This is a genomic window from Geodermatophilus amargosae (assembly GCF_900116515.1).
In the GTDB taxonomy this organism is placed as follows: domain Bacteria; phylum Actinomycetota; class Actinomycetes; order Mycobacteriales; family Geodermatophilaceae; genus Geodermatophilus; species Geodermatophilus amargosae.
On record NZ_FPBA01000002.1, the window covers coordinates 297,228 to 315,022 of the forward strand.

17 protein-coding genes are annotated in these 17,795 nt (G+C 74.2%); 8 read left to right on the plus strand and 9 right to left on the minus strand.

Going from position 1 to position 17,795, the window contains the following annotated elements; translation table 11 throughout:
• Positions 1–9: 9 nt before the first annotated feature.
• Complete coding sequence (pcrA, locus tag BM414_RS04005; RefSeq protein WP_093578133.1) at positions 10–2,307, minus strand: DNA helicase PcrA; 2,298 nt, start codon at positions 2,305–2,307, stop codon at positions 10–12.
• 252 nt (positions 2,308–2,559) lie between these two features.
• Between pcrA and BM414_RS04010 the strand changes: the two genes are divergently transcribed.
• From BM414_RS04010 to BM414_RS04025, 4 genes are all read left to right on the plus strand, one after another.
• On the plus strand, positions 2,560–2,865 hold the full coding sequence (locus BM414_RS04010) for a chorismate mutase (RefSeq protein ID WP_093578134.1): 306 nt from the start codon (positions 2,560–2,562) through the stop codon (positions 2,863–2,865).
• Between the two features lie 65 nt (positions 2,866–2,930).
• Positions 2,931–3,500 carry a carboxymuconolactone decarboxylase family protein gene (locus BM414_RS04015; RefSeq protein WP_093578135.1) on the plus strand — a complete coding sequence of 190 codons (570 nt, stop codon included), beginning with the start codon at positions 2,931–2,933 and terminating at the stop codon, positions 3,498–3,500.
• On the plus strand, positions 3,497–4,396 hold the full coding sequence (gene sigJ / locus BM414_RS04020) for an RNA polymerase sigma factor SigJ (RefSeq protein ID WP_093578136.1): 900 nt from the start codon (positions 3,497–3,499) through the stop codon (positions 4,394–4,396). The genes BM414_RS04015 and sigJ overlap by 4 nt, the downstream gene beginning before the upstream one ends.
• The gene (locus BM414_RS04025; RefSeq protein ID WP_093578137.1) at positions 4,393–5,127 is read left to right on the plus strand and encodes a PIG-L deacetylase family protein; all 735 of its coding nucleotides are present in this window, start codon (positions 4,393–4,395) and stop codon (positions 5,125–5,127) included. The genes sigJ and BM414_RS04025 overlap by 4 nt, the downstream gene beginning before the upstream one ends.
• A 58-nt stretch (positions 5,128–5,185) precedes the next feature.
• Here BM414_RS04025 and BM414_RS04030 read toward each other — a convergent pair whose 3' ends face one another.
• The 3 genes from BM414_RS04030 to BM414_RS04040 all read right to left on the minus strand — a co-directional run bounded on the left by BM414_RS04030 (position 5,186) and on the right by BM414_RS04040 (position 9,061).
• Positions 5,186–6,805, minus strand: coding sequence for a M28 family metallopeptidase (locus BM414_RS04030; RefSeq protein ID WP_217644536.1), 1,620 nt, complete (start codon positions 6,803–6,805; stop codon positions 5,186–5,188).
• Between the two features lie 361 nt (positions 6,806–7,166).
• Entirely contained in the window at positions 7,167–7,820 is a 654-nt protein-coding gene (locus BM414_RS04035) for a response regulator (RefSeq protein WP_093578139.1), read from the minus strand.
• Positions 7,817–9,061 (minus strand): ATP-binding protein, encoded by a 1,245-nt coding sequence (locus BM414_RS04040; protein WP_245784471.1) that lies wholly within the window; start codon positions 9,059–9,061, stop codon positions 7,817–7,819. Before BM414_RS04040 ends, BM414_RS04035 begins: the two co-directional genes overlap by 4 nt.
• Positions 9,062–9,255: 194 nt before the next feature.
• Here BM414_RS04040 and BM414_RS04045 point away from each other — a divergent pair, with 194 nt between their 5' ends.
• Complete coding sequence (locus BM414_RS04045; RefSeq protein WP_093578140.1) at positions 9,256–10,134, plus strand: PspC domain-containing protein; 879 nt, start codon at positions 9,256–9,258, stop codon at positions 10,132–10,134.
• A complete protein-coding gene (locus BM414_RS04050; protein ID WP_093578141.1) occupies positions 10,127–10,426 on the plus strand; it encodes a hypothetical protein in 300 nt (99 codons plus the stop codon). Before BM414_RS04045 ends, BM414_RS04050 begins: the two co-directional genes overlap by 8 nt.
• Positions 10,427–10,489: 63 nt before the next feature.
• On the opposite strand, the gene BM414_RS04055 is transcribed toward BM414_RS04050, so the two are convergent.
• A complete protein-coding gene (locus BM414_RS04055; RefSeq protein ID WP_093578142.1) occupies positions 10,490–11,074 on the minus strand; it encodes a dienelactone hydrolase family protein in 585 nt (194 codons plus the stop codon).
• Between the two features lie 64 nt (positions 11,075–11,138).
• Here BM414_RS04055 and BM414_RS04060 point away from each other — a divergent pair, with 64 nt between their 5' ends.
• Complete coding sequence (locus tag BM414_RS04060) at positions 11,139–11,825, plus strand: helix-turn-helix transcriptional regulator (RefSeq protein ID WP_093578143.1); 687 nt, start codon at positions 11,139–11,141, stop codon at positions 11,823–11,825.
• A 69-nt stretch (positions 11,826–11,894) separates the two neighbouring features.
• On the opposite strand, the gene guaA is transcribed toward BM414_RS04060, so the two are convergent.
• The 3 genes from guaA to guaB are packed head-to-tail and all read right to left on the minus strand — an operon-like array spanning position 11,895 to position 16,143.
• The gene (gene guaA, locus BM414_RS04065) at positions 11,895–13,457 is read right to left on the minus strand and encodes a glutamine-hydrolyzing GMP synthase (protein ID WP_093578144.1); all 1,563 of its coding nucleotides are present in this window, start codon (positions 13,455–13,457) and stop codon (positions 11,895–11,897) included.
• Entirely contained in the window at positions 13,457–14,608 is a 1,152-nt protein-coding gene (locus BM414_RS04070) for a GuaB3 family IMP dehydrogenase-related protein (RefSeq protein ID WP_093578145.1), read from the minus strand. Before BM414_RS04070 ends, guaA begins: the two co-directional genes overlap by 1 nt.
• A gap of 2 nt (positions 14,609–14,610) precedes the next feature.
• Positions 14,611–16,143, minus strand: coding sequence for an IMP dehydrogenase (guaB, locus tag BM414_RS04075; RefSeq protein WP_093578370.1), 1,533 nt, complete (start codon positions 16,141–16,143; stop codon positions 14,611–14,613).
• A 212-nt stretch (positions 16,144–16,355) separates the two neighbouring features.
• Here guaB and BM414_RS04080 point away from each other — a divergent pair, with 212 nt between their 5' ends.
• Positions 16,356–16,751, plus strand: coding sequence for a DUF5319 family protein (locus tag BM414_RS04080; RefSeq protein WP_093578146.1), 396 nt, complete (start codon positions 16,356–16,358; stop codon positions 16,749–16,751).
• A gap of 222 nt (positions 16,752–16,973) precedes the next feature.
• On the opposite strand, the gene BM414_RS04085 is transcribed toward BM414_RS04080, so the two are convergent.
• Positions 16,974–17,702 carry a helix-turn-helix transcriptional regulator gene (locus BM414_RS04085; protein ID WP_093578147.1) on the minus strand — a complete coding sequence of 243 codons (729 nt, stop codon included), beginning with the start codon at positions 17,700–17,702 and terminating at the stop codon, positions 16,974–16,976.
• Positions 17,703–17,795 lie beyond the last annotated feature (93 nt).

A 17,795-nucleotide genomic window follows, 5' to 3' on the forward strand; every position in this document is an offset into this window, starting at 1 on the left:
TCCTCGGGCCTAGAGCTTGACGAGCGGGGCGTAGCGCAGGACGAGGCGCTTGGTGCCGCCGGAGCCGAAGTCGACCGTCGCCTGGGCCTTGTCGCCCGCGCCGTTGACCTCGACCACCGTGCCGAGACCGAACGCGTCGTGGCTGACCCGGTCGCCGACGTCGACGGAGATGACCTGCCGGTTGCCCGCGCCGCCGCGCAGCCCGCCGGTGGACAGCCCGGTGGCCGCGACCCGCGACTGGGCCGACCCGTAGCCGGTGCTCGGCGCCGGCGTCGGGTCTGTGCGCGCCCAGTGGACGGTGTCGGACGGCAGTTCGTCGAGGAACCGCGACGGCGGGTTGTAGGCCGGCTGCCCCCAGCTGGTGCGCACGGTGGCGCGGGACAGGAACAGCCGCTGCCGGGCGCGGGTGATGCCGACGTAGGCCAGCCGCCGCTCCTCCTCCAGCTCCCGCGGGTCGCCGAGGGCACGCAGGTGCGGGAACACGCCGTCCTCGAGGCCGGTCAGGAACACGACGGGGAACTCCAGGCCCTTGGCGGTGTGCAGCGTCATCAGCGTGACGACGCCGGCGTCGTCGCCGGTCACGGGGATCTGGTCGGCGTCGGCCACCAGCGAGACCTGCTCGAGGAAGTCGGTGACCGTGCCGCCGGGGTTGGCGGCCTCGAACTCGGCGGCCACCGAGATGAGCTCGTTGAGGTTGTCGACGCGGCCCTCGTCCTGCGGATCGGTGCTGGCCTCGAGCTCGGCGAGGTAGCCGGTGCGGTCGAGGATGCTCTCCAGCAGCGCGGCCGGGCCGGAGCCGGTCTCGACGAGCTGCTCGAACTCCTCCAGCAGGGCCACGAACTCCTGCAGCGCCTTGAGCGAGCGCGGCGCCAGCGTGGTGATCTCCGGGCAGCGGCGCAGCGCGGTGGCGAAGGCGATCCGCTCGCGGTCGGCGAACTGCTCGATGCAGGACTCGGCCTTGTCGCCGATGCCGCGCTTGGGCGTGTTGATCACCCGGCGCAGGCTGACGACGTCGGCCGGGTTGGCGACCACCTTGAGGTAGGCCAGCGCGTCGCGGACCTCCTTGCGCTCGTAGAAGCGCACCCCGCCGACGACCTTGTAGGGCATGCCGACGCGGATGAACACCTCCTCGAACACACGCGAGGCGTTGTTGGTCCGGTAGAAGACGGCGATGTCCTTGGGTTGCGCCGCGCCCTCGTCGACCAGCGCGTCGATCTGCTCGGCGACCCAGGCCGCCTCGTCGTGCTCGTTCTCGGCGACGTAGCCCTCGATGAGCTCGCCGTCGCCGGCGTCGGTCCAGAGGCTCTTGGGACGACGGCTGGTGTTCTTCGCGATGACGGTGTTGGCGGCCTTGAGGATCCGCTGCGTGGAGCGGTAGTTCTGCTCCAGCAGGATCGTCGTGGCCTGCGGGTAGTCCCGCTCGAACTCGTCGATGTTGCGGATGGTCGCGCCGCGGAAGGCGTAGATCGACTGGTCGGCGTCGCCGACGACGCACAGCTCGGCCGGCGGCACGGGACCCTCACCGGTGCCGACCAGCTCGCGGACCAGCACGTACTGCGCGTGGTTGGTGTCCTGGTACTCGTCGACGAGCACGTGCCGGAACCGGCGGCGGTAGTGCTCGGCCACGTCGGGGAACGCCTGCAGCAGGTGCACCGTCGTCATGATCAGGTCGTCGAAGTCCATCGCGTGCGCCTGGCGCAGCCGCTGCTGGTAGAGCCGGTAGGCCTCCGCGAGCACCTTCTCCGGCGCCGTCTGCGGGACGTAGGCCTCCTCGTCGACCAGCTCGTTCTTCAGGTTCGAGACCTGCGCGGCGAGGCTGCGGCCCGGGTAGCGCTTGGCGTCGAGGTCGAGGTCGCGCGCGACCATCGACATGAGCCGCACCGAGTCGCCCTGGTCGTAGATCGTGAACGACGACTTGAGGCCCAGCTTGGCGGCCTCGGCGCGCAGGATGCGCACGCACATCGAGTGGAACGTGGACACCCACATCGCCCGGGCACGCGGCCCGACCAGCCGGGCGACCCGCTCCTTCATCTCACCGGCGGCCTTGTTGGTGAAGGTGATCGCCAGGACCTCGCCCGGCTGCACCCCGCGGGCGCCGAGCAGGTAGGCGACGCGGTGGGTGAGGACGCGGGTCTTGCCGGACCCGGCGCCGGCGACGATGAGCAGCGGCCCGCCCTCGTGGACGACGGCCTGGCGCTGGGGACCGTTGAGCCCGGCCAGCATCCGGTCCAGTTCCCGGCCGGCCGAGCCGGGAGCGGAACGCTGGAGCGCGGCGGTTCCGGGGAGGGCCTGCTGCACGCTGCTCATAGACACACCACTGTAGTTCGGAGGAGCGACAGGACCGCCCGACGCCGGGGCAGCTGTGGAGACCTCCGGCCGTGCTGTGGCACACTCTGCGCCGTGCTGCTCCCCACCTCCAGCTTTTCCTACGGGCACCGGGTTCCGGTGTCCGTCGCCGCTGGCTGAGCAGCCGCCGCAACGAACGCCCCGGGCCCGAGGAGCCCGGGGCGTTTCTCGTTCCCGGGGTCCGACGGCCACCGTCCCGCCCCGGAGGAAACGATGAGCACCGCCCTTCCCAGCAGCGCCCTTCCCAGCAGCGCCCTTCCCAGCAGCGCCCTTCCCGCCGACGAGCGCATCGCCGAGCTGCGGACCGAGATCGACGCCTGCGACGCCGAGATCATCCGGCTCGTGCAGCGCCGCCTGAGCGTGTCCTCCGAGATCGGGCAGCTGCGCAGCGCCGCCGGCGGCACCCGGCTGTCGCTGTCGCGCGAGCAGCAGGTGCTCGCCCGCTTCCAGGACGCGCTCGGCCCCGAGGGCGCCACCCTGGGCCTGATGCTGCTGCGCCACGGCCGCGGGCGTCTGTAGCGGCGATGTCACACCGCGGGCGGCTGCGTCGTCTCCAGGGCATCCCCGTCGGAGAGGACGCCGTCATGACCCCCAGCAGCACCGCCCGCATCCCGCTCGACCCGCCGCGCACCCTCGTCACCCGTGCCGTGGACTGGTACTCGCGCCGCACCTTCGGCGCGACGCTCACCCCGGCCGCCGCGATGGGGCACCACCCGCGCCTGCTCGTCACCCAGCTCCGCCACGAGCAGGCCCTCGCCAGGTGGGACCGGCTCGACCCGACGCTCAAGACGCTCGCCGTCATGTCGGCGGCGGTGACGGTCGGCTGCTCGTGGTGCGTCGACTTCGGGTACTGGGTCACCGTCCAGGAGGGCATCGACCCCGCCAAGCTGCGGGCGGTACCCACCTGGCGGGACAGCGACGAGCTCACCGACCTCGAGCGGCGGGTCGTCGAGTACGCCGAGGCCATGAGCACCACGCCGATGGGCGTCACCGACGAGATGGTCGCCGGCCTGCGGCGCGACCTCGACGACGCTGCCCTGGTGGAGCTGACGACGATGGTCGCCGTGGAGAACTCCCGGGCCCGCGCCAACAGCGCACTCGGTCTGCACAGCCAGGGCTTCCGCGACCGCTGCGAGCTCCCGGCCCGGGCATGACCGACGTCCTGGCGGCCTTCGACGCGCACCGGCGGCTGCTGTTCACCGTCGCCTACCAGATGCTGGGCAGCGTCGCCGACGCCGAGGACGCGGTGCAGGACGCCTGGCTGCGCTGGTCGGCGACCGACCGGGACGACGTCGCCGACCCGCGCGCCTACCTGGTGCGGGTCATCACCCGGCTGGCCCTCGACCGGCTCGACTCCGCCCGCGCCCGCCGGGAGACCTACGTCGGCCCCTGGCTGCCCGAGCCGCTGCTCACCGGGGGTGCCGGCGACCCGGCCGACGACGCCGTGCTCGGCGACGAGGTGTCGCTGGCGCTGCTCGTCGTCCTCGAGACCCTCTCGCCCGCCGAGCGCGCCGTCTTCGTCCTCCGCGAGGTCTTCGGGGTGCCGGCGGGTGAGGTGGCCGCCGTCCTCGGCCGCTCGGAGGCCGCGGTCCGGCAGCTCGGCCACCGCGCCCGGGAGCACGTGGCGGCCCGCCGGCCGCGGTTCGACGCCGACCCGCAGGCCCACCGGGAGGTCACCGAGCGGTTCCTGGCCGCGACCACGGGCGGCGACGTCGACGCGCTGCTGGCGGCGCTGGCCCCCGGTGCGGTGCTGGTGACCGACGGCGGTGGCAAGGTCAAGGCGGCGCTGCGGCCGATCACCGGCGCGGACAAGGTGGCCCGCTTCCTGACCGCGGTGGCGTCGGACGGCGCCTCGCTGCCGGGGCTGCGGATCGGCCTGGCGGAGGTCAACGGCCTGCCCGGGGTGGCGGCGTGGACCGACGCCGGCCCCTTCGTCGCGGTGTCGCTGGTGGTCGCCGACGGGCTGGTGCAGCAGGTCTTCGTCGTGCTCAACCCGGACAAGCTGGCCGGTCTGCGGAGGGACGAGGGTCCGCCTACGCTCCGCCGGTGACCGCTCCTGCGCCCCGGAAGCCCGCCGAGCACGTCGAGCGCGTCCTCTGCGTGCTCGCCCACCCCGACGACGTCGACTTCGGCAGCGCCGGCACGGTGGCGACCTGGACGGCGGCCGGCACCGAGGTCACCTACTGCATCGTCACCGACGGCGACGCCGGCGGGTTCGACGAGACGCCGCGCGAGCGGATGGGGCCGCTGCGGCGGGACGAGCAGCGCGCCGCGGCCGCCGCCGTCGGGGTGACCGACGTGCGCTTCCTCGGGTACCCCGACGGGCGGCTGGAGCTGACGCTCGACCTGCGCCGGGACATCAGCCGGGTCATCCGGCAGGTCCGGCCGCAGCGGGTGCTCACCAGCTCGCCGGAGCGCTGGTACGAGCGGGTCGGCGCCAGCCACCCCGACCACATGACCGTGGGCGAGTCGACCCTGCGCGCGGTCTACCCCGACGCCCGCAACCCGTTCGCCTTCCCCGAGCTGCTGGCCGACGACGGCCTGGAGGCCTGGACGGTGGACGAGGTGTGGCTGGGCGCCAGCCCGCGGGCCGACCACGCCGTCGACGTCACCGACGTCGTCGAGCTGAAGTTCGCGGCACTGAAGAGCCACGTGACCCAGGTCAGCCACGTCGAGGACCTCGAGGCCTTCGTCACGGGCTGGATGGCGCAGACCGCCCGCCGCTTCGGCCTCCCCGACGGGCGCCTCGCCGAGGCCTTCCACGTGGTGCACACCGCCTGACCGCCGCGGACGCGACGACGGGGCCGGCCCCGGAGGACCGGCCCCGTCGTCGGGGGTGTCAGGCGTCGTGGTGGTGACCCAGTCCGCCGTCCTCCCCCGCGAACGTGCCCTCGGGGCCGGCAGGCGCCGGCAGCTGGAACGGCCTGCCGGGGACCCGCTTGCCCGGCACGCCGTTCACGGACTCCGTGGAGTACGCGAACGTCAGCATCGCGAAGGCGATCAGGTCGCTGTTGACCTCCAGCGCGTGCGGGTCGAGGTTCTCGATGGTGTCGCACGCCTGGTGGTAGCACGGGTCGAACTGCTCCCCGGCCGTGCCGCCCCAGATCGCCGCCTGCTCCTCGGTCTTGATGACCTCGGCGCCGGTGAACAGGCCACCGGAGGGGATGCCGGCGAGGATGAACGCCTCGTAGTCGCTCCGCCCGGAGAACTCGGTGTCGTCGTAGGGCTCACCGACATGGGTGTAGTACGACTCGTAGAGGTCCTCGATCGCGATCGAGCCCGGCGGGATGGTGACACCCTCGGGCGCCGGGAACGTCGACTCGTCGGAGTCGTACACCATGAAGACGTAGTTCGGTGAGCCGACCATGTCGTAGTTCATGTAGAGCGCGATGCGGTCCCGCTCGGCCTGCGTCAGCCCCTCGACGTAGTCCGCCGAGCCGACCAGGCCCTGCTCCTCGGCGGCCCACCAGGCGAACCGCAGTGTGTTCTGCGGCTTGGTGTCGGCCATCATCAGCGCCGTCTCGAGGATCGCTGCCGAGCCGGAGCCGTTGTCGTTGATGCCCGGCCCCTCGATGACGCTGTCGAGGTGCGCGCCGGCCATGACCACGTTGTCGGCGTTCTTGCCCGGCAGCTCGGCGATCACGTTGTGGTCGATGCGGGTCTCGGCGGGCAGGACGTTCACGTACGCGGTCGAGGTCGCCGCGGCCAGCGCGAGGCCGTCCGCGGAGCTCGCGCCGACCACGGGGATGCCGTGGGTGACCGGCCCCGGAGCCCCTGGGATCGGCTCGTCCACGCTGGTGGCGTCGGCCACGATCAGCTCTTCACGCTCCGGGGTGTTGCCCTGGTTCATGACGATGACCGCCTCGGCGCCGGCCTGCTGGGCGTAGTAGGCCTTGGTCCCGAAGAAGCAGGTGCCGCGCTGCACGAGCGCGATGTCGTTCTCGCCGCTCCAGTCGACACCTTCGAAGTCCGCGGCCTCGCAGCCGCTGGTCGAGACCGCGGTCGGGCCCGTCTCCAGGTTGATGTCGACCGCGATGACCTGGCCCTCGACCGCGCCGGAGCCGCTGCCCGTGAAGACGCCGGTCTCGTACTCGGCTGCGCCCGGGGTGAGCTGGCGGAGCACCGCCGGGAAGTTGAACGTGATCTCCACCGGGTCCAGCGTGACCGCGTAACCGGCGTCCCGGAGCAGGCCGGCCACGTACTCGACGCTGTCCGCGTAGCCGTCGGTGCCTGCGGCCCGGGTCCCCGGGTAGACCGGGTCCGTGCTGTTGTCGGCGATCTTCTGGAACTCCTCCAGGTGCTCCATGACGCCTTCGAGCGTCACGCACTCCAGGAGCTTGTCGTAGGTGTTGTTGCTGCGGTCCTCGCACCCGTGACCACCCGGCGCCCCGTGGTGCGCCGGCCACCCGTGACCACCCGGCGTCGCCCCCGCAGCGGTCGCGGGCAGCGCGAGGGCCACCAGCAACCCCCCTGCGGCCGCTGCGACGGCCTTCGTGCCGGTCCTCGCGGACCCCGTCCGACGATCTGTCATCCCGTTCCCCCTCGTCAGGTCCGCCGGGCCACGATGACCGGCGGACACGTCCCGGTTCCCGATCGGGCGAGGATGGTCCGGGGCGGTCAGGAGGTACAGGGCCGCTGCCGACCGTCGGAGGACGGCGTCCACGGGTCCGGAGCTCCCCTCGTCCGCCTGTGAGACTGCTGAGAGCCAGCTGAGAGGCGTGCCCCACCGATCACCGGAGGAGTGTGACGCCGGACACGCCACCGCCATCTCCTGACGCTGCGTGACCGGCGCGGGACGGTCTGCTGCCCGCCGGACCACCTCAGAGCAGACGGTTGGTGGCCGCCCAGCGGGTGAGCTCGTTGCGGTTGGACAGCTGCAGCTTGCGCAGCACGTTCGACGCGTGCGACTCCACGGTCTTCACCGAGATGAACAGCCGCGAGCCGATCTCCCGGTAGGTGTAGCCGCGGGCCAGCAGCTGCATGACCTCGCGCTCGCGGGCGCTGAGCAGGTCCAGGCCGGGGTCGGTGGCCGGGTCCTCGGCCGGAGCCGACGGCGTGCTGGCGGCGAAGGCGTCGAGCACGAAGCCGGCCAGCCGGGGGCTGAAGACGACGTCGCCCTCGGCCACGCGCTGCACCGCGGACCGGAGGTCCGGCCCGGAGATGGTCTTGGTGACGTAGCCGCGGGCGCCCGCGCGGATGACCGCGATGACGTCCTCGGCGGCGTCGGACACCGACAGCGCCAGCCAGCGCACCTCGGGCAGCTCCGTGCGCAGCGTCTCGAGCACGGCGCGGCCGCCTCCGCCGGGGAGGTGGACGTCGAGCAGCACGACGTCGGGACGGGCGGCCCGGATGCCGGCGATCGCGGCGTCGGCGTCGGCGGCCTCGCCCACGACGGTGACGGAGTCGCCGAGCTCGGCGCGGACGCCGGCGCGGACCATCGCGTGGTCGTCGACGAGGAAGACGCGGGTGCTCACGCGGCCGCCTCGCGCGGCAGCACGAGCTCGACCTCGGTGCCCTCGCCGGGCGCCGAGCGCACCGTCGCCGTCCCGCCCAGGCGGGCCAGCCGGCCGGTCACCGAGTCGCGCAGGCCGCGGCGGTCGGCGGGGACGGTCGCCGGGTCGAACCCGGCGCCGCGGTCGCGGACGTACACCGACACCGACTGCGCACCCACCTCGGTGTAGAGGTCGGCCGAGGTGACCCCGGCGTGCTTGGCGGCGTTGAGCAGCGCCTCCCGGGTGGCCGCGCCGAGGGCGGCCAGTGCGTCGTCGAGGGGGGCGTCACCGACGACCACCGGGTCGACGGTCAGCGCGTGGTCGCCCTCCACCTCGGCGACCATCTGCGAGACCAGCGCCGCCCAGGTGCCGCCGCCGGCCGACGACGCCGGCTCGTAGAGCCAGCTGCGCAGTTCGCGCTCCTGGCTCCGGGCCAGCCGGGCGACGGCCTGGTGGTCGCCGGCGTGCCGCTGGATGAGCGCGAGGGTCTGCAGCACCGAGTCGTGCAGGTGCGCGGCGACCGCGGCCCGCTCCTCGGAGCGGACGCGCGCGGTGCGCTCGGCCTCGCGCGAGTCCAGCAGCCGCCGCCAGAACGGCGCGGTGGCCAGCACGACGCCGACCAGGATGACGATGGTGGCGACGAAGCCGTTGCGGGCGGCGGCCAGCTGGCCGGTGGTGGCGAGCAGCAGCACCAGGCCGAGCGCGGCGAGCACCGCGCCTCCGGCGAGCACCCACCGCACGCCGGGGCGGGCCAGCGTGCTGTCGGTGTCCAGTTGCCGCCAGATGACGGCCAGCCCGCCGCCGACCAGCAGCAGCGGGGCGATGAGGTCGTTGCTGCCCCAGGTGGCGAGGTTGGTGACCAGCACGAGCGCGCCGAGGCCGAAGAACGCCAGCCCGACGGCCTGCCGGCGACTCGGCTGGGACGTGGCGCCGGGGGCCACCTCGCCCAGCGGCACGAAGAACCACAGCACCGCGTAGGCGACGACGCCGATGCCGGTCACCGCGAGGACGACGAACGCCGCACGGACGACGAGCGGGTCGGTGCGCAGGTGTGCCGCCGTCCCCGCCGCGACCCCGGCGAGCAGCCGTCCCGACCGCGGGCGCACGAGCGGCGGGCGGGTGTCCGCCGACGCGGTCACCACGGCGGTCGCCCCCGCGGACACCAGGACGCCGCCGGTCGCCGCGGGGGCGCCGTCGGGCGGCGCCGGAGCTGCTGTGGGCACGGCGACGGGACCGACCGGCGGCGGAGCACCGGCCGGCGTCCCGCCCGGAGTGGGCGCCGTCCTCGTCACGGCACCGATCGTCGCACCGCAGGGACCCCGCCCGGTACCGGGAAGACCCCGGACGGGCCGGACCAGGGTCGGATGGGGGCCTTCCCCGATGTCGCACGGGACGGCGGACGGGGACGCTCTGTGCCATGACCGCCCCGTTCCCTCCTCCCGCTCCGTCCCTCGAGCCCCCGCCACCCGTCCGGCCCACGCTTCGGCGCAGCCGCAGCGACAAGATGGTCGGCGGCGTCGCCGGCGGGCTGGCCGAGTACAGCGGCGTCGACCCGCTGCTGTGGCGCGTCGGCTTCGTCGCCCTGACCCTCGCGGGCGGCACCGGCGTCCTCGTCTACGTGCTGCTCCTGCTCCTCATGCCCAGGGCGCCGCGCCGCGCCGCCCTCGACGGCGCACCCGCCGAGCCGCCCGGGCCGCGCTCCCCCGTCGCCGGGCTGACCGTCGCGGGCCTGCTCATCGCCGTCGGGCTGATGGTCCTGGTGACCCGCTACACCGACCTCGAGCCCGGGCCCCGCGGCTTCCTCGCCACCGCGCTCCTCGTCGTCGGCCTGGGCCTGGTCGCCTCGGCGGTGACCCGGGCACGGGCGCCACGCGGCGGACTGATCGCGCTGGGCTCGGTGCTCACGCTGGCGCTGCTGTTCACCTCGGCGGTCCCCACGTTGACCGAGGACGCCGGTGTCGGGGACCGGGAGTACCAGCCGGCCACCGCGGAGGACGTCCGCCCGGTCTACCGCCTGGGCGCCGGCGACATGGACGTCGACCTGTCCCGCGTCGACGTCGACGACCTCGACGAGCCGATCGAGGTCCGCATCGAGATGGGCGCGGGCGACCTCGACGTGGTCGTCCCCGCCGACGCCGACGTCCGGATCGAGGTGGAGCACGGCATCGGCGAGACCGAGGTGTTCGGGGACAGCTCCGGTGAGGGCTACTACCGGGCGCCCGGCGGCGACGACGAACCCGAGTTCGTCCTGAGCTTCGACCACGGGGTCGGCGACCTGGAGGTGTCCCGTGCCTGACTACAGCGAGTTCCCCACCACCCCGACGGCCTGGCAGGAGCGCGCGCTGGCCGAGGACTGGCAGCACGGCTCCACCCTCCTGCCGGTCGAGCAGCCGCCCCGGCGCCGCGTCGACCTGGTGGCCCTGGTGCCCGGCGTCGCCTTCGTCGTCCTCGCGCTGGTCTTCCTCGCCGGGGTCACCGTGCCGCTCGGCTTCCTGGCCGACGGCGGGCTGCTGTGGCTGGTCCTGGTCGGCGTCGGCGTGGCGCTGATGGTCAGCGAGCTGCGGAGGGCGCGCCGCAGGCGCGGCTGACCGCACGGGGCGGACAGGACGAGGGCCCGGGGAGCGACGAGCTCCCCGGGCCCTCGCGCGTCCTCAGCCGGTGACCCGGTCGACGAAGGCCAGCGCCTCGCGCCAGAGCCGCTCGGTGGCCGCCGCGTCGTACTCGGCGGGCAGGCCCGGGTCGGTGAACAGGTGACCGTCGACCGGGTACTCGAACACCTCCAGCTCACCGCCGGCCGCGGCCACGTCGTCCGCGAGGGCCCGATCCCACTCGTCGGACCGGAACGGGTCTCCGGTCGCCCGGTGCAGCTGCGCCGGGAGCCCGGCCGGCCAGGACGGCGCCCCGAGGACCGCCATCGGCAGCGCCCCGGAGACCAGCAGCACGCCGCTGACCCGGCGCTGCGTGGCCACGGACTCGGCCATCCCGGCGCCGTTGGAGAAGCCGGCGGACACGAACCCGTCGGGCAGGTCGCGGACGGCGTCGGCCGCCCGCGCCATCAGCGCCGGGAAGCCGACCTCCTCCACGTACGCGCCGGCCGTGCCGTAGTCGTCGAAGACCCGCCCGTCGTACTGGTCGACGACGAGGACCTCGTGCCCGGCGGCCCGCAGCCGGGCGGCGGCATCGGTGACGCCCTCGCGGACGCCGAGGACGGAGTGGAAGAGCGCGACGGTCGACATGGACCCACGGTGACGGAGGGTCGGTGACACCGTCCTGTCACCGTCTCCTGCGACGATCCGGAGCGTGAACCGCACCGACCGGTTGCACGCGCTGACCGAGGAACTGCGCCGGGCCGGCCCGCGCGGGCGGACGGCGCAGCGGCTGGCGGCGTGGCTGGAGGTCTCGCCGCGCACGGTCAAGCGCGACGTCGGCGCCCTACAGCAGGCCGGCGTCCCGATCTGGGCCAGCTCCGGTCCCGGCGGCGGCTACGTCCTCGACGCCGCGGCCACGCTCCCGCCGGTGAACCTCACGCCGGCGCAGGCCGTGGCGGTCGCCGTGGCGCTGGCCGGCGCAGCGGACGCGCCGTTCGCCGTCGACGGCCGCGCGGCGCTGGAGAAGGTGCTCGACGTGCTCGGCCCGCAGGCCCGCGCGGAGGCGGAGCGGCTGGGCGGACGGGTGTGGGTGCGGTCGCGCGCGGACGGCCGCCCCGACCCGGCGCCGGTGGTGGAGCAGGCGCTGGCGAGCCGCCGCGTCGTCGCGATCACCTACCGCGACCGCCGGGGGACGACGTCGCGCCGGCGGGTGGAGCCGCACCTGCTCGCCCGCACCGGCGACCGCTGGTACCTGGTCGGCTGGTGCCGCGAGCGCGACGCCCCGCGCTGGTTCCGGTGGGACCGCATCGAGGCCGCCGCCCTCACCCCGGAGCCCGCACCCGAGCGCGACCCGGCCGTCTACGGAACCCCGCCTCCGGACGCGCACGCCGTCAGGTGAGGCGCTGGAACGGCCCCGTCGCAGGGGCCCACGCCGAGCCTGCGAGGCGTGGGGGGCGACGGGGTCCTCCTACTCCCACTCGATGGTGCCCGGCGGCTTGCTCGTGACGTCGAGGACGACCCGGTTGACCTCGCGCACCTCGTTGGTGATACGCGTCGAGATCCGGGCGAGCAGGTCGTAGGGCAGCCGGGTCCAGTCCGCGGTCATCGCGTCCTCGCTGAAGACCGGCCGCAGCACGACCGGGTGCCCGTAGGTCCGCCCGTCGCCCTGCACGCCCACCGAGCGGACGTCGGCCAGCAGCACCACCGGGCACTGCCAGATCTCGCGGTCCAGCCCGGCGGCGGTCAGCTCGGCGCGCACGATGGCGTCGGCCCGGCGGAGTACGTCGAGCCGCTCCTGGGTCACCTCGCCCACGATCCGGATGCCCAGGCCCGGGCCGGGGAACGGCTGGCGCCACACCATCGCCTCGGGCAGCCCGAGCTGCGCGCCGACCGCGCGCACCTCGTCCTTGAACAGCGTCCGCAACGGCTCGACGAGGGTGAACTGCAGGTCCTCCGGCAGCCCGCCGACGTTGTGGTGGCTCTTGATGTTCGCCGTCCCGGTGCCGCCGCCGGACTCGACGACGTCGGGGTAGAGCGTCCCCTGCACGAGGAAGTCGACGCTCTCGCCGTGCTCCTTCGCGTCGCCGACGACGTCGAGGGCGGCCTGCTCGAAGACCCGGATGAACTCCCGGCCGATGGTCTTGCGCTTCTCCTCGGGGTCGCTGATCCCGGCGAGGGCGGCGAGGAACTGCTCGCGGGCGTCGACCACCCGCAGGTCCACCCCGGTGACGGCGACGAAGTCGCGCTCGATCTGCTCGGTCTCGCCCTCGCGCATCAGCCCGTGGTCGACGTAGACGCAGGTGAGCCGGTCACCGATGGCCCGCTGCACCAGCGCCGCGGCGACGGCGGAGTCGACCCCGCCCGACAGCGCGCACAGCGCGCGGCCCTCGCCGACCTGCTCGCGGATCCGCTCGACCTGCTCCTCGACGACGTTCGCCGTCGTCCAGGTGGGCTCGAGGCCGGCGATGTCGAACAGGAAGTGCTCGAGCACGGTCTGCCCGTGCGCGGTGTGCCGCACCTCCGGGTGGAACTGCACGCCGGCCAGCCTCCGGTCGACGTCCTCGAACGCCGCGACCGGCGCCCCGCTGGAGGTGGCGGTGACGGTGAACCCGGGCGGCGGGGTGCTGACGGCGTCGCCGTGGCTCATCCACACCGACTGCTGCACCGGCAGGTCGCCGAACAGCCGGCCGCCGGTGGTGACCGTCAGCGGCGTGCCGCCGTACTCACGGTCGCCGGTGTGCGCCACCGTGCCGCCGAGCGACTGCGCCATGGCCTGGAAGCCGTAGCAGATCCCGAACGCCGGGACCCCGCCCTCGAACAGCGCCGGGTCGACCTGCGGCGCGCCCTCGGCGTAGACGCTGGACGGCCCCCCGGAGAGCACGATGGCCGCGGGCTTGCGGGCGATGACCTGCTCGGCCGGCACGCTCGAGGGGACGATCTCGGAGTAGACGCCGGCCTCGCGGATGCGCCGGGCGATGAGCTGGGCGTACTGCGCGCCGAAGTCGACGACGAGGACGGTCGGGAAGTCCATCAGGACGCGCTGCTCCCCTGTGCACTGCCACCGATCACCAGGTCCACGCGCTGGAACTCCTTGAGGTCGCGGTAACCGGTCTTGGCCATCGTGCGGCGCAGCGCACCGAAGAGGTTGGTCCGGCCGTCGGCCGTCTCGGCCGGTCCGAGGAGCAACTGCTCCAGCGAGCCCACCGCCGGGACCGGCGCCGAGGTGCCGCCGCGCGGCAGCCGCGGGTGCGCGGCCACGGAGTCCCACCACACGCCGCCGGCCGGTGCCTCCCGCGCCGAGCGCAGCGGCTCGCCGAGCTGCACGGCGTCGGCTCCGCAGGCCAGCGCCCGCGCGATCGCGCCGCTGGTCTCGATCCGGCCGTTGGCGATGACGTGCACGTACCGGCCGCCGGTCTCGTCCAGGTAGTCGCGGCGGGCGGCCGCGGCGTCGGCGATCGCGCTGGCGAGGGGCACGCGGATGCCCATGACGGCGTCACCGGTGGAGAAGCTGTCGGCACCCACCCCGACGATCACGCCGGCCGCGCCGGTGCGCATGAGGTGCAGCGCCGTCGTGTAGTTGGCCGCGCCGCCCACGATCACCGGGACGTCGAGGTCGGCGATGAAGGACTTGAGGTTGAGCGCCGCGCCCTGGGTGGTGACGTGCTCGGCGGAGACGATGGTGCCCTGGATGACCAGCAGGTCCACGCCGGCGGCGAGCACCGTGGGCGCCAGCTGCTCGGTGTGCTGCGGCGAGACGCGCACCGCCGTCGTCACCCCGGCCTCGCGCATCTCCTTGATGCGGGCGGTGACCAGGTCGGGCTTGACCGGCTCGAAGTAGACCTGCTGCAGCAGCGACACCGGCGGCGGCGCCTCGGCGCCGGCCTCGCGCAGCTGCCGGTAGACCGGCAGCGGGTCGTCGTAGCGGGTCCAGAGGCCCTCGGCGTTGAGCACGCCGAGGCCGCCGGCCTGCCCGACGGCGATCGCCGTCGCCGGGCTCACGACGGCGTCGCTGGGGCTGGTGACCAGCGGGATGTCGAACCGGAAGGCGTCGATCTGCCAGGCAGTGGAGACGTCGTCGACGTCGCGGGTGCGGCGGGACGGGACGATCGAGACCTCGTCGAGGTCGTAGCCCCGGCGGGCGAAGCGGTTGAGGCCGATCTCGACGGTGTCGCGGGCGGGCATCGTCAGCGTCCTCGGTAGTTCGGGGCCTCGACGGTCATCTGGATGTCGTGCGGGTGGCTCTCGGTCAGGCCGGCCGACGTGATGCGCGTGAGCTGGCCGCGCTCCTGCAGGTCGGCGACCGTGGCCGCGCCCGCGTAGCCCATCGAGGCCCGCAGGCCGCCGACGAGCTGGTGGGCGACCGTGGCCAGCAGCCCGCGGTAGGGCACCTGGCCCTCGATGCCCTCGGGGACGAGCTTGTCGTCGGAGAGGACGTCGTCGGCGAAGTAGCGGTCGCGGCTGTAGGACTGGTCGCCGCGCTTCTGCATGGCGCCCAGCGACCCCATGCCGCGGTAGGTCTTGAACTGCTTGCCGTTCATGAACACCAGCTCGCCCGGGGCCTCCTCGACCCCGGCGAACAGGCCGCCGATCATCACGGTGTCGGCGCCGGCGACCAGGGCCTTGGCGATGTCGCCGGAGTACTGCAGGCCGCCGTCGGCGATGACCGGCACACCGGCCGGCCTGCAGGCGAGGCTCGCCTCGTAGATGGCGCTGACCTGCGGGACGCCGACCCCGGCGACCACCCGGGTGGTGCAGATCGAGCCCGGGCCGACGCCGACCTTCACCGCGTCCGCGCCGGCGTCGACCAGCGCCTGCGCCCCGGCGCGGGTGGCCACGTTGCCGCCGATCACCTGCACGCCGCCGTCGCCGCCGAAGTCCTTCCTCACCCGGGCGACCATGTCGAGGACGGCCCGCTGGTGGCCGTGCGCGGTGTCGACGACGAGCACGTCGACCCCGGCGTCGACCAGCAGCCCGGCCCGCTTGTAGGCGTCCTCGCCGACGCCGAGCGCCGCGCCCACGACCAGTCGGCCGTCGGGGTCCTTGGTGGCGTCCGGGTACTGGTCGCGCTTGACGAAGTCCTTGACCGTGATGAGGCCGCGCAGCCGCCCGGCGTCGTCCACGATCGGCAGCTTCTCGACCTTGTGCTGGGACAGCAGTTGCAGCGCGGTGTCGGCGTCGACGCCGACCGGGGCGGTGACCAGCGGCATCTTCGTCATGACGTCGCGGACGAGCCGGTGCGGGTCGGTCTCGAAGCGCATGTCGCGGTTGGTGACGATGCCGATGAGCACGCCCTCGTCGTCGACCACCGGGGCGCCGGAGATGCGGTACCGCCCGGACAGCGCGTCGACCTCGGCGAGGGTGTTGTCCGGCGAGCAGGTGACCGGGTTGGTGACCATGCCGGCCTCGGAGCGCTTGACCAGGTCGACCTGCCCGGCCTGCTCCTCGGCGGCGAGGTTGCGGTGCAGGACGCCGACACCGCCGACCCGCGCCATGGCGATGGCCATCCGGGCCTCGGTGACGGTGTCCATCGCGCTGGACAGCAGCGGGACGGCGATCCGGATCCCCCGGGTCAGCCGGCTGCTGGTGTCGACCTCGGCCGGGACGACGTCGGACTCACCGGGGATGAGCAGGACGTCGTCGTAGGTGAGGCCGAGCGGGGCGAACTTCGCCGGCAGCTCGGGGCGGTGCCCGTCAAGGCCGTGGTCGTCGGGCTGCATGATCGCCGCCACCTTCTCCGTCGGGTCAGCCCCCGCCGGGCGCGCGGGAACCGTCCCCGATCGTAGGCCGGACCCTCCCGCGCCCTGGACGCCGCCGGGCGCTGGGCGTGGGAACGGTCGGCGCAGGCGGCTACCGTGGTCCTCCGGACGCGCGAGCCCGCGCGTCCGGGCCCGGGACGACCGCGCCGCCAGCCCCGAGGGAGGAGGCACCCGTGAGCCCGTTCGACGACGACGCCCCGGGGCCCGACTTCGACTCGCCGTCGGACCCGCCACCGCTGTCGATGGAGGAACGGGCCGGCGTCCTCGACGACCTGGCCGAGCTCGAGGTGTTCCGCACGCTGCTCGAGCCCACCGGCATCAAGGGCATCGTGGTCGACTGCCCGGACTGCGACGAGGAGCACCACGTCGACTGGGCGCTGATGCAGGCCAACCTGCGCCAGCTGCTCGAGGAGGGGCAGACCGGCCGGCACGAGCCGCCGTTCGACCCCGACCCCGACGACTACGTCAGCTGGGACTACGCCAGCGGCTACGCCGACGGGGTGGCCGCGGTGGCCGAGCGCGAGGAGCCCGGCTCCGGCCGCAGCGGCCGCCACGCCCGCGACGACTGAGCACCCCGTCGGCCGACCGGCCGACACCGCGGCCAGGAGCCGTCCCGACCTGCGCTGAGCCGCTCCCGTCGCTCGATCGCGGGAGCCTCCGGCCCCCACTCCTCCCGACGCCTCGCAGGGCGTCTCCCATGGAGGAGGCGGCCAGGTGCCGTCACCTGGGGCTGGACACGCGCCGAGGGCCCCCTCCGGCAGTCGGAGGGGGCCCTCGGCGTGGGGTCCTGGTCAGCTCATCATGCCGCGGCGGAAGCCCGTCGCGACCGCCTCGGCGCGGTCCTTGGCGCCGAGCTTGCGGAACAGCCGGCGCGCGTGGGTCTTGATGGTGTCCTCGGAGAGGTAGAGCTCCCGGCCGATCTGGGCGTTGCTCTTGCCCTGGCTCATGCCGGTGAGCACCTGCATCTCGCGCATGGAGAGGGTGACGGCCGGCGGGGCCTCGCGGACGGTCGTGCTGACCGTGCGCGGCCCGGTGCCGTTGAGCGGGGTGGCCCAGGCCGGGGCGGGCGCGCCGACCGAGGACAGCGGCACCGGCGAGGGCTGCGGCGGGCGGCCGTCGGCGCGCAGGCCGACCCGGGACAGGCCCAGGCCCATCTCGAGGGCGCTGGCGTCCCAGCGGAGGTACCCGCGGGCCCCCACGGCGACCGCGGCGCGCACCGTCTCGGCGTCGTCGGGCGCACCGAGCACCAGCACCGGGATGCCGGGGTGGTTCCGGATGACCTGGCTGGCCATGGTGAGACCGGTGTCCACGGCGCGCTGCGTGCCGACCAGCAGCACGTCCGGCTGCCGGATGGCCAGGCGCTGCACGAGGGCGGCGGCGTCCCCGACGACCTCGACCCGGCCCACGAAGGGCAGGGCCACCAGGCGGGCGGCGACGTCGTCACGGACCCGACGGCGCTCGTCGTACACCCACACGGTCGTGGCCCCGTGGCCCGGGCCGCGCATCCTGTCGTCGATCACGCTGTGCTCCTCGTCTCCCCCGGCCGTGGAGGGCACCCGGGTCGTCCCGAGACCCGGAACGGCACCGGCCTGGAAGACACCATGACCGGCAGT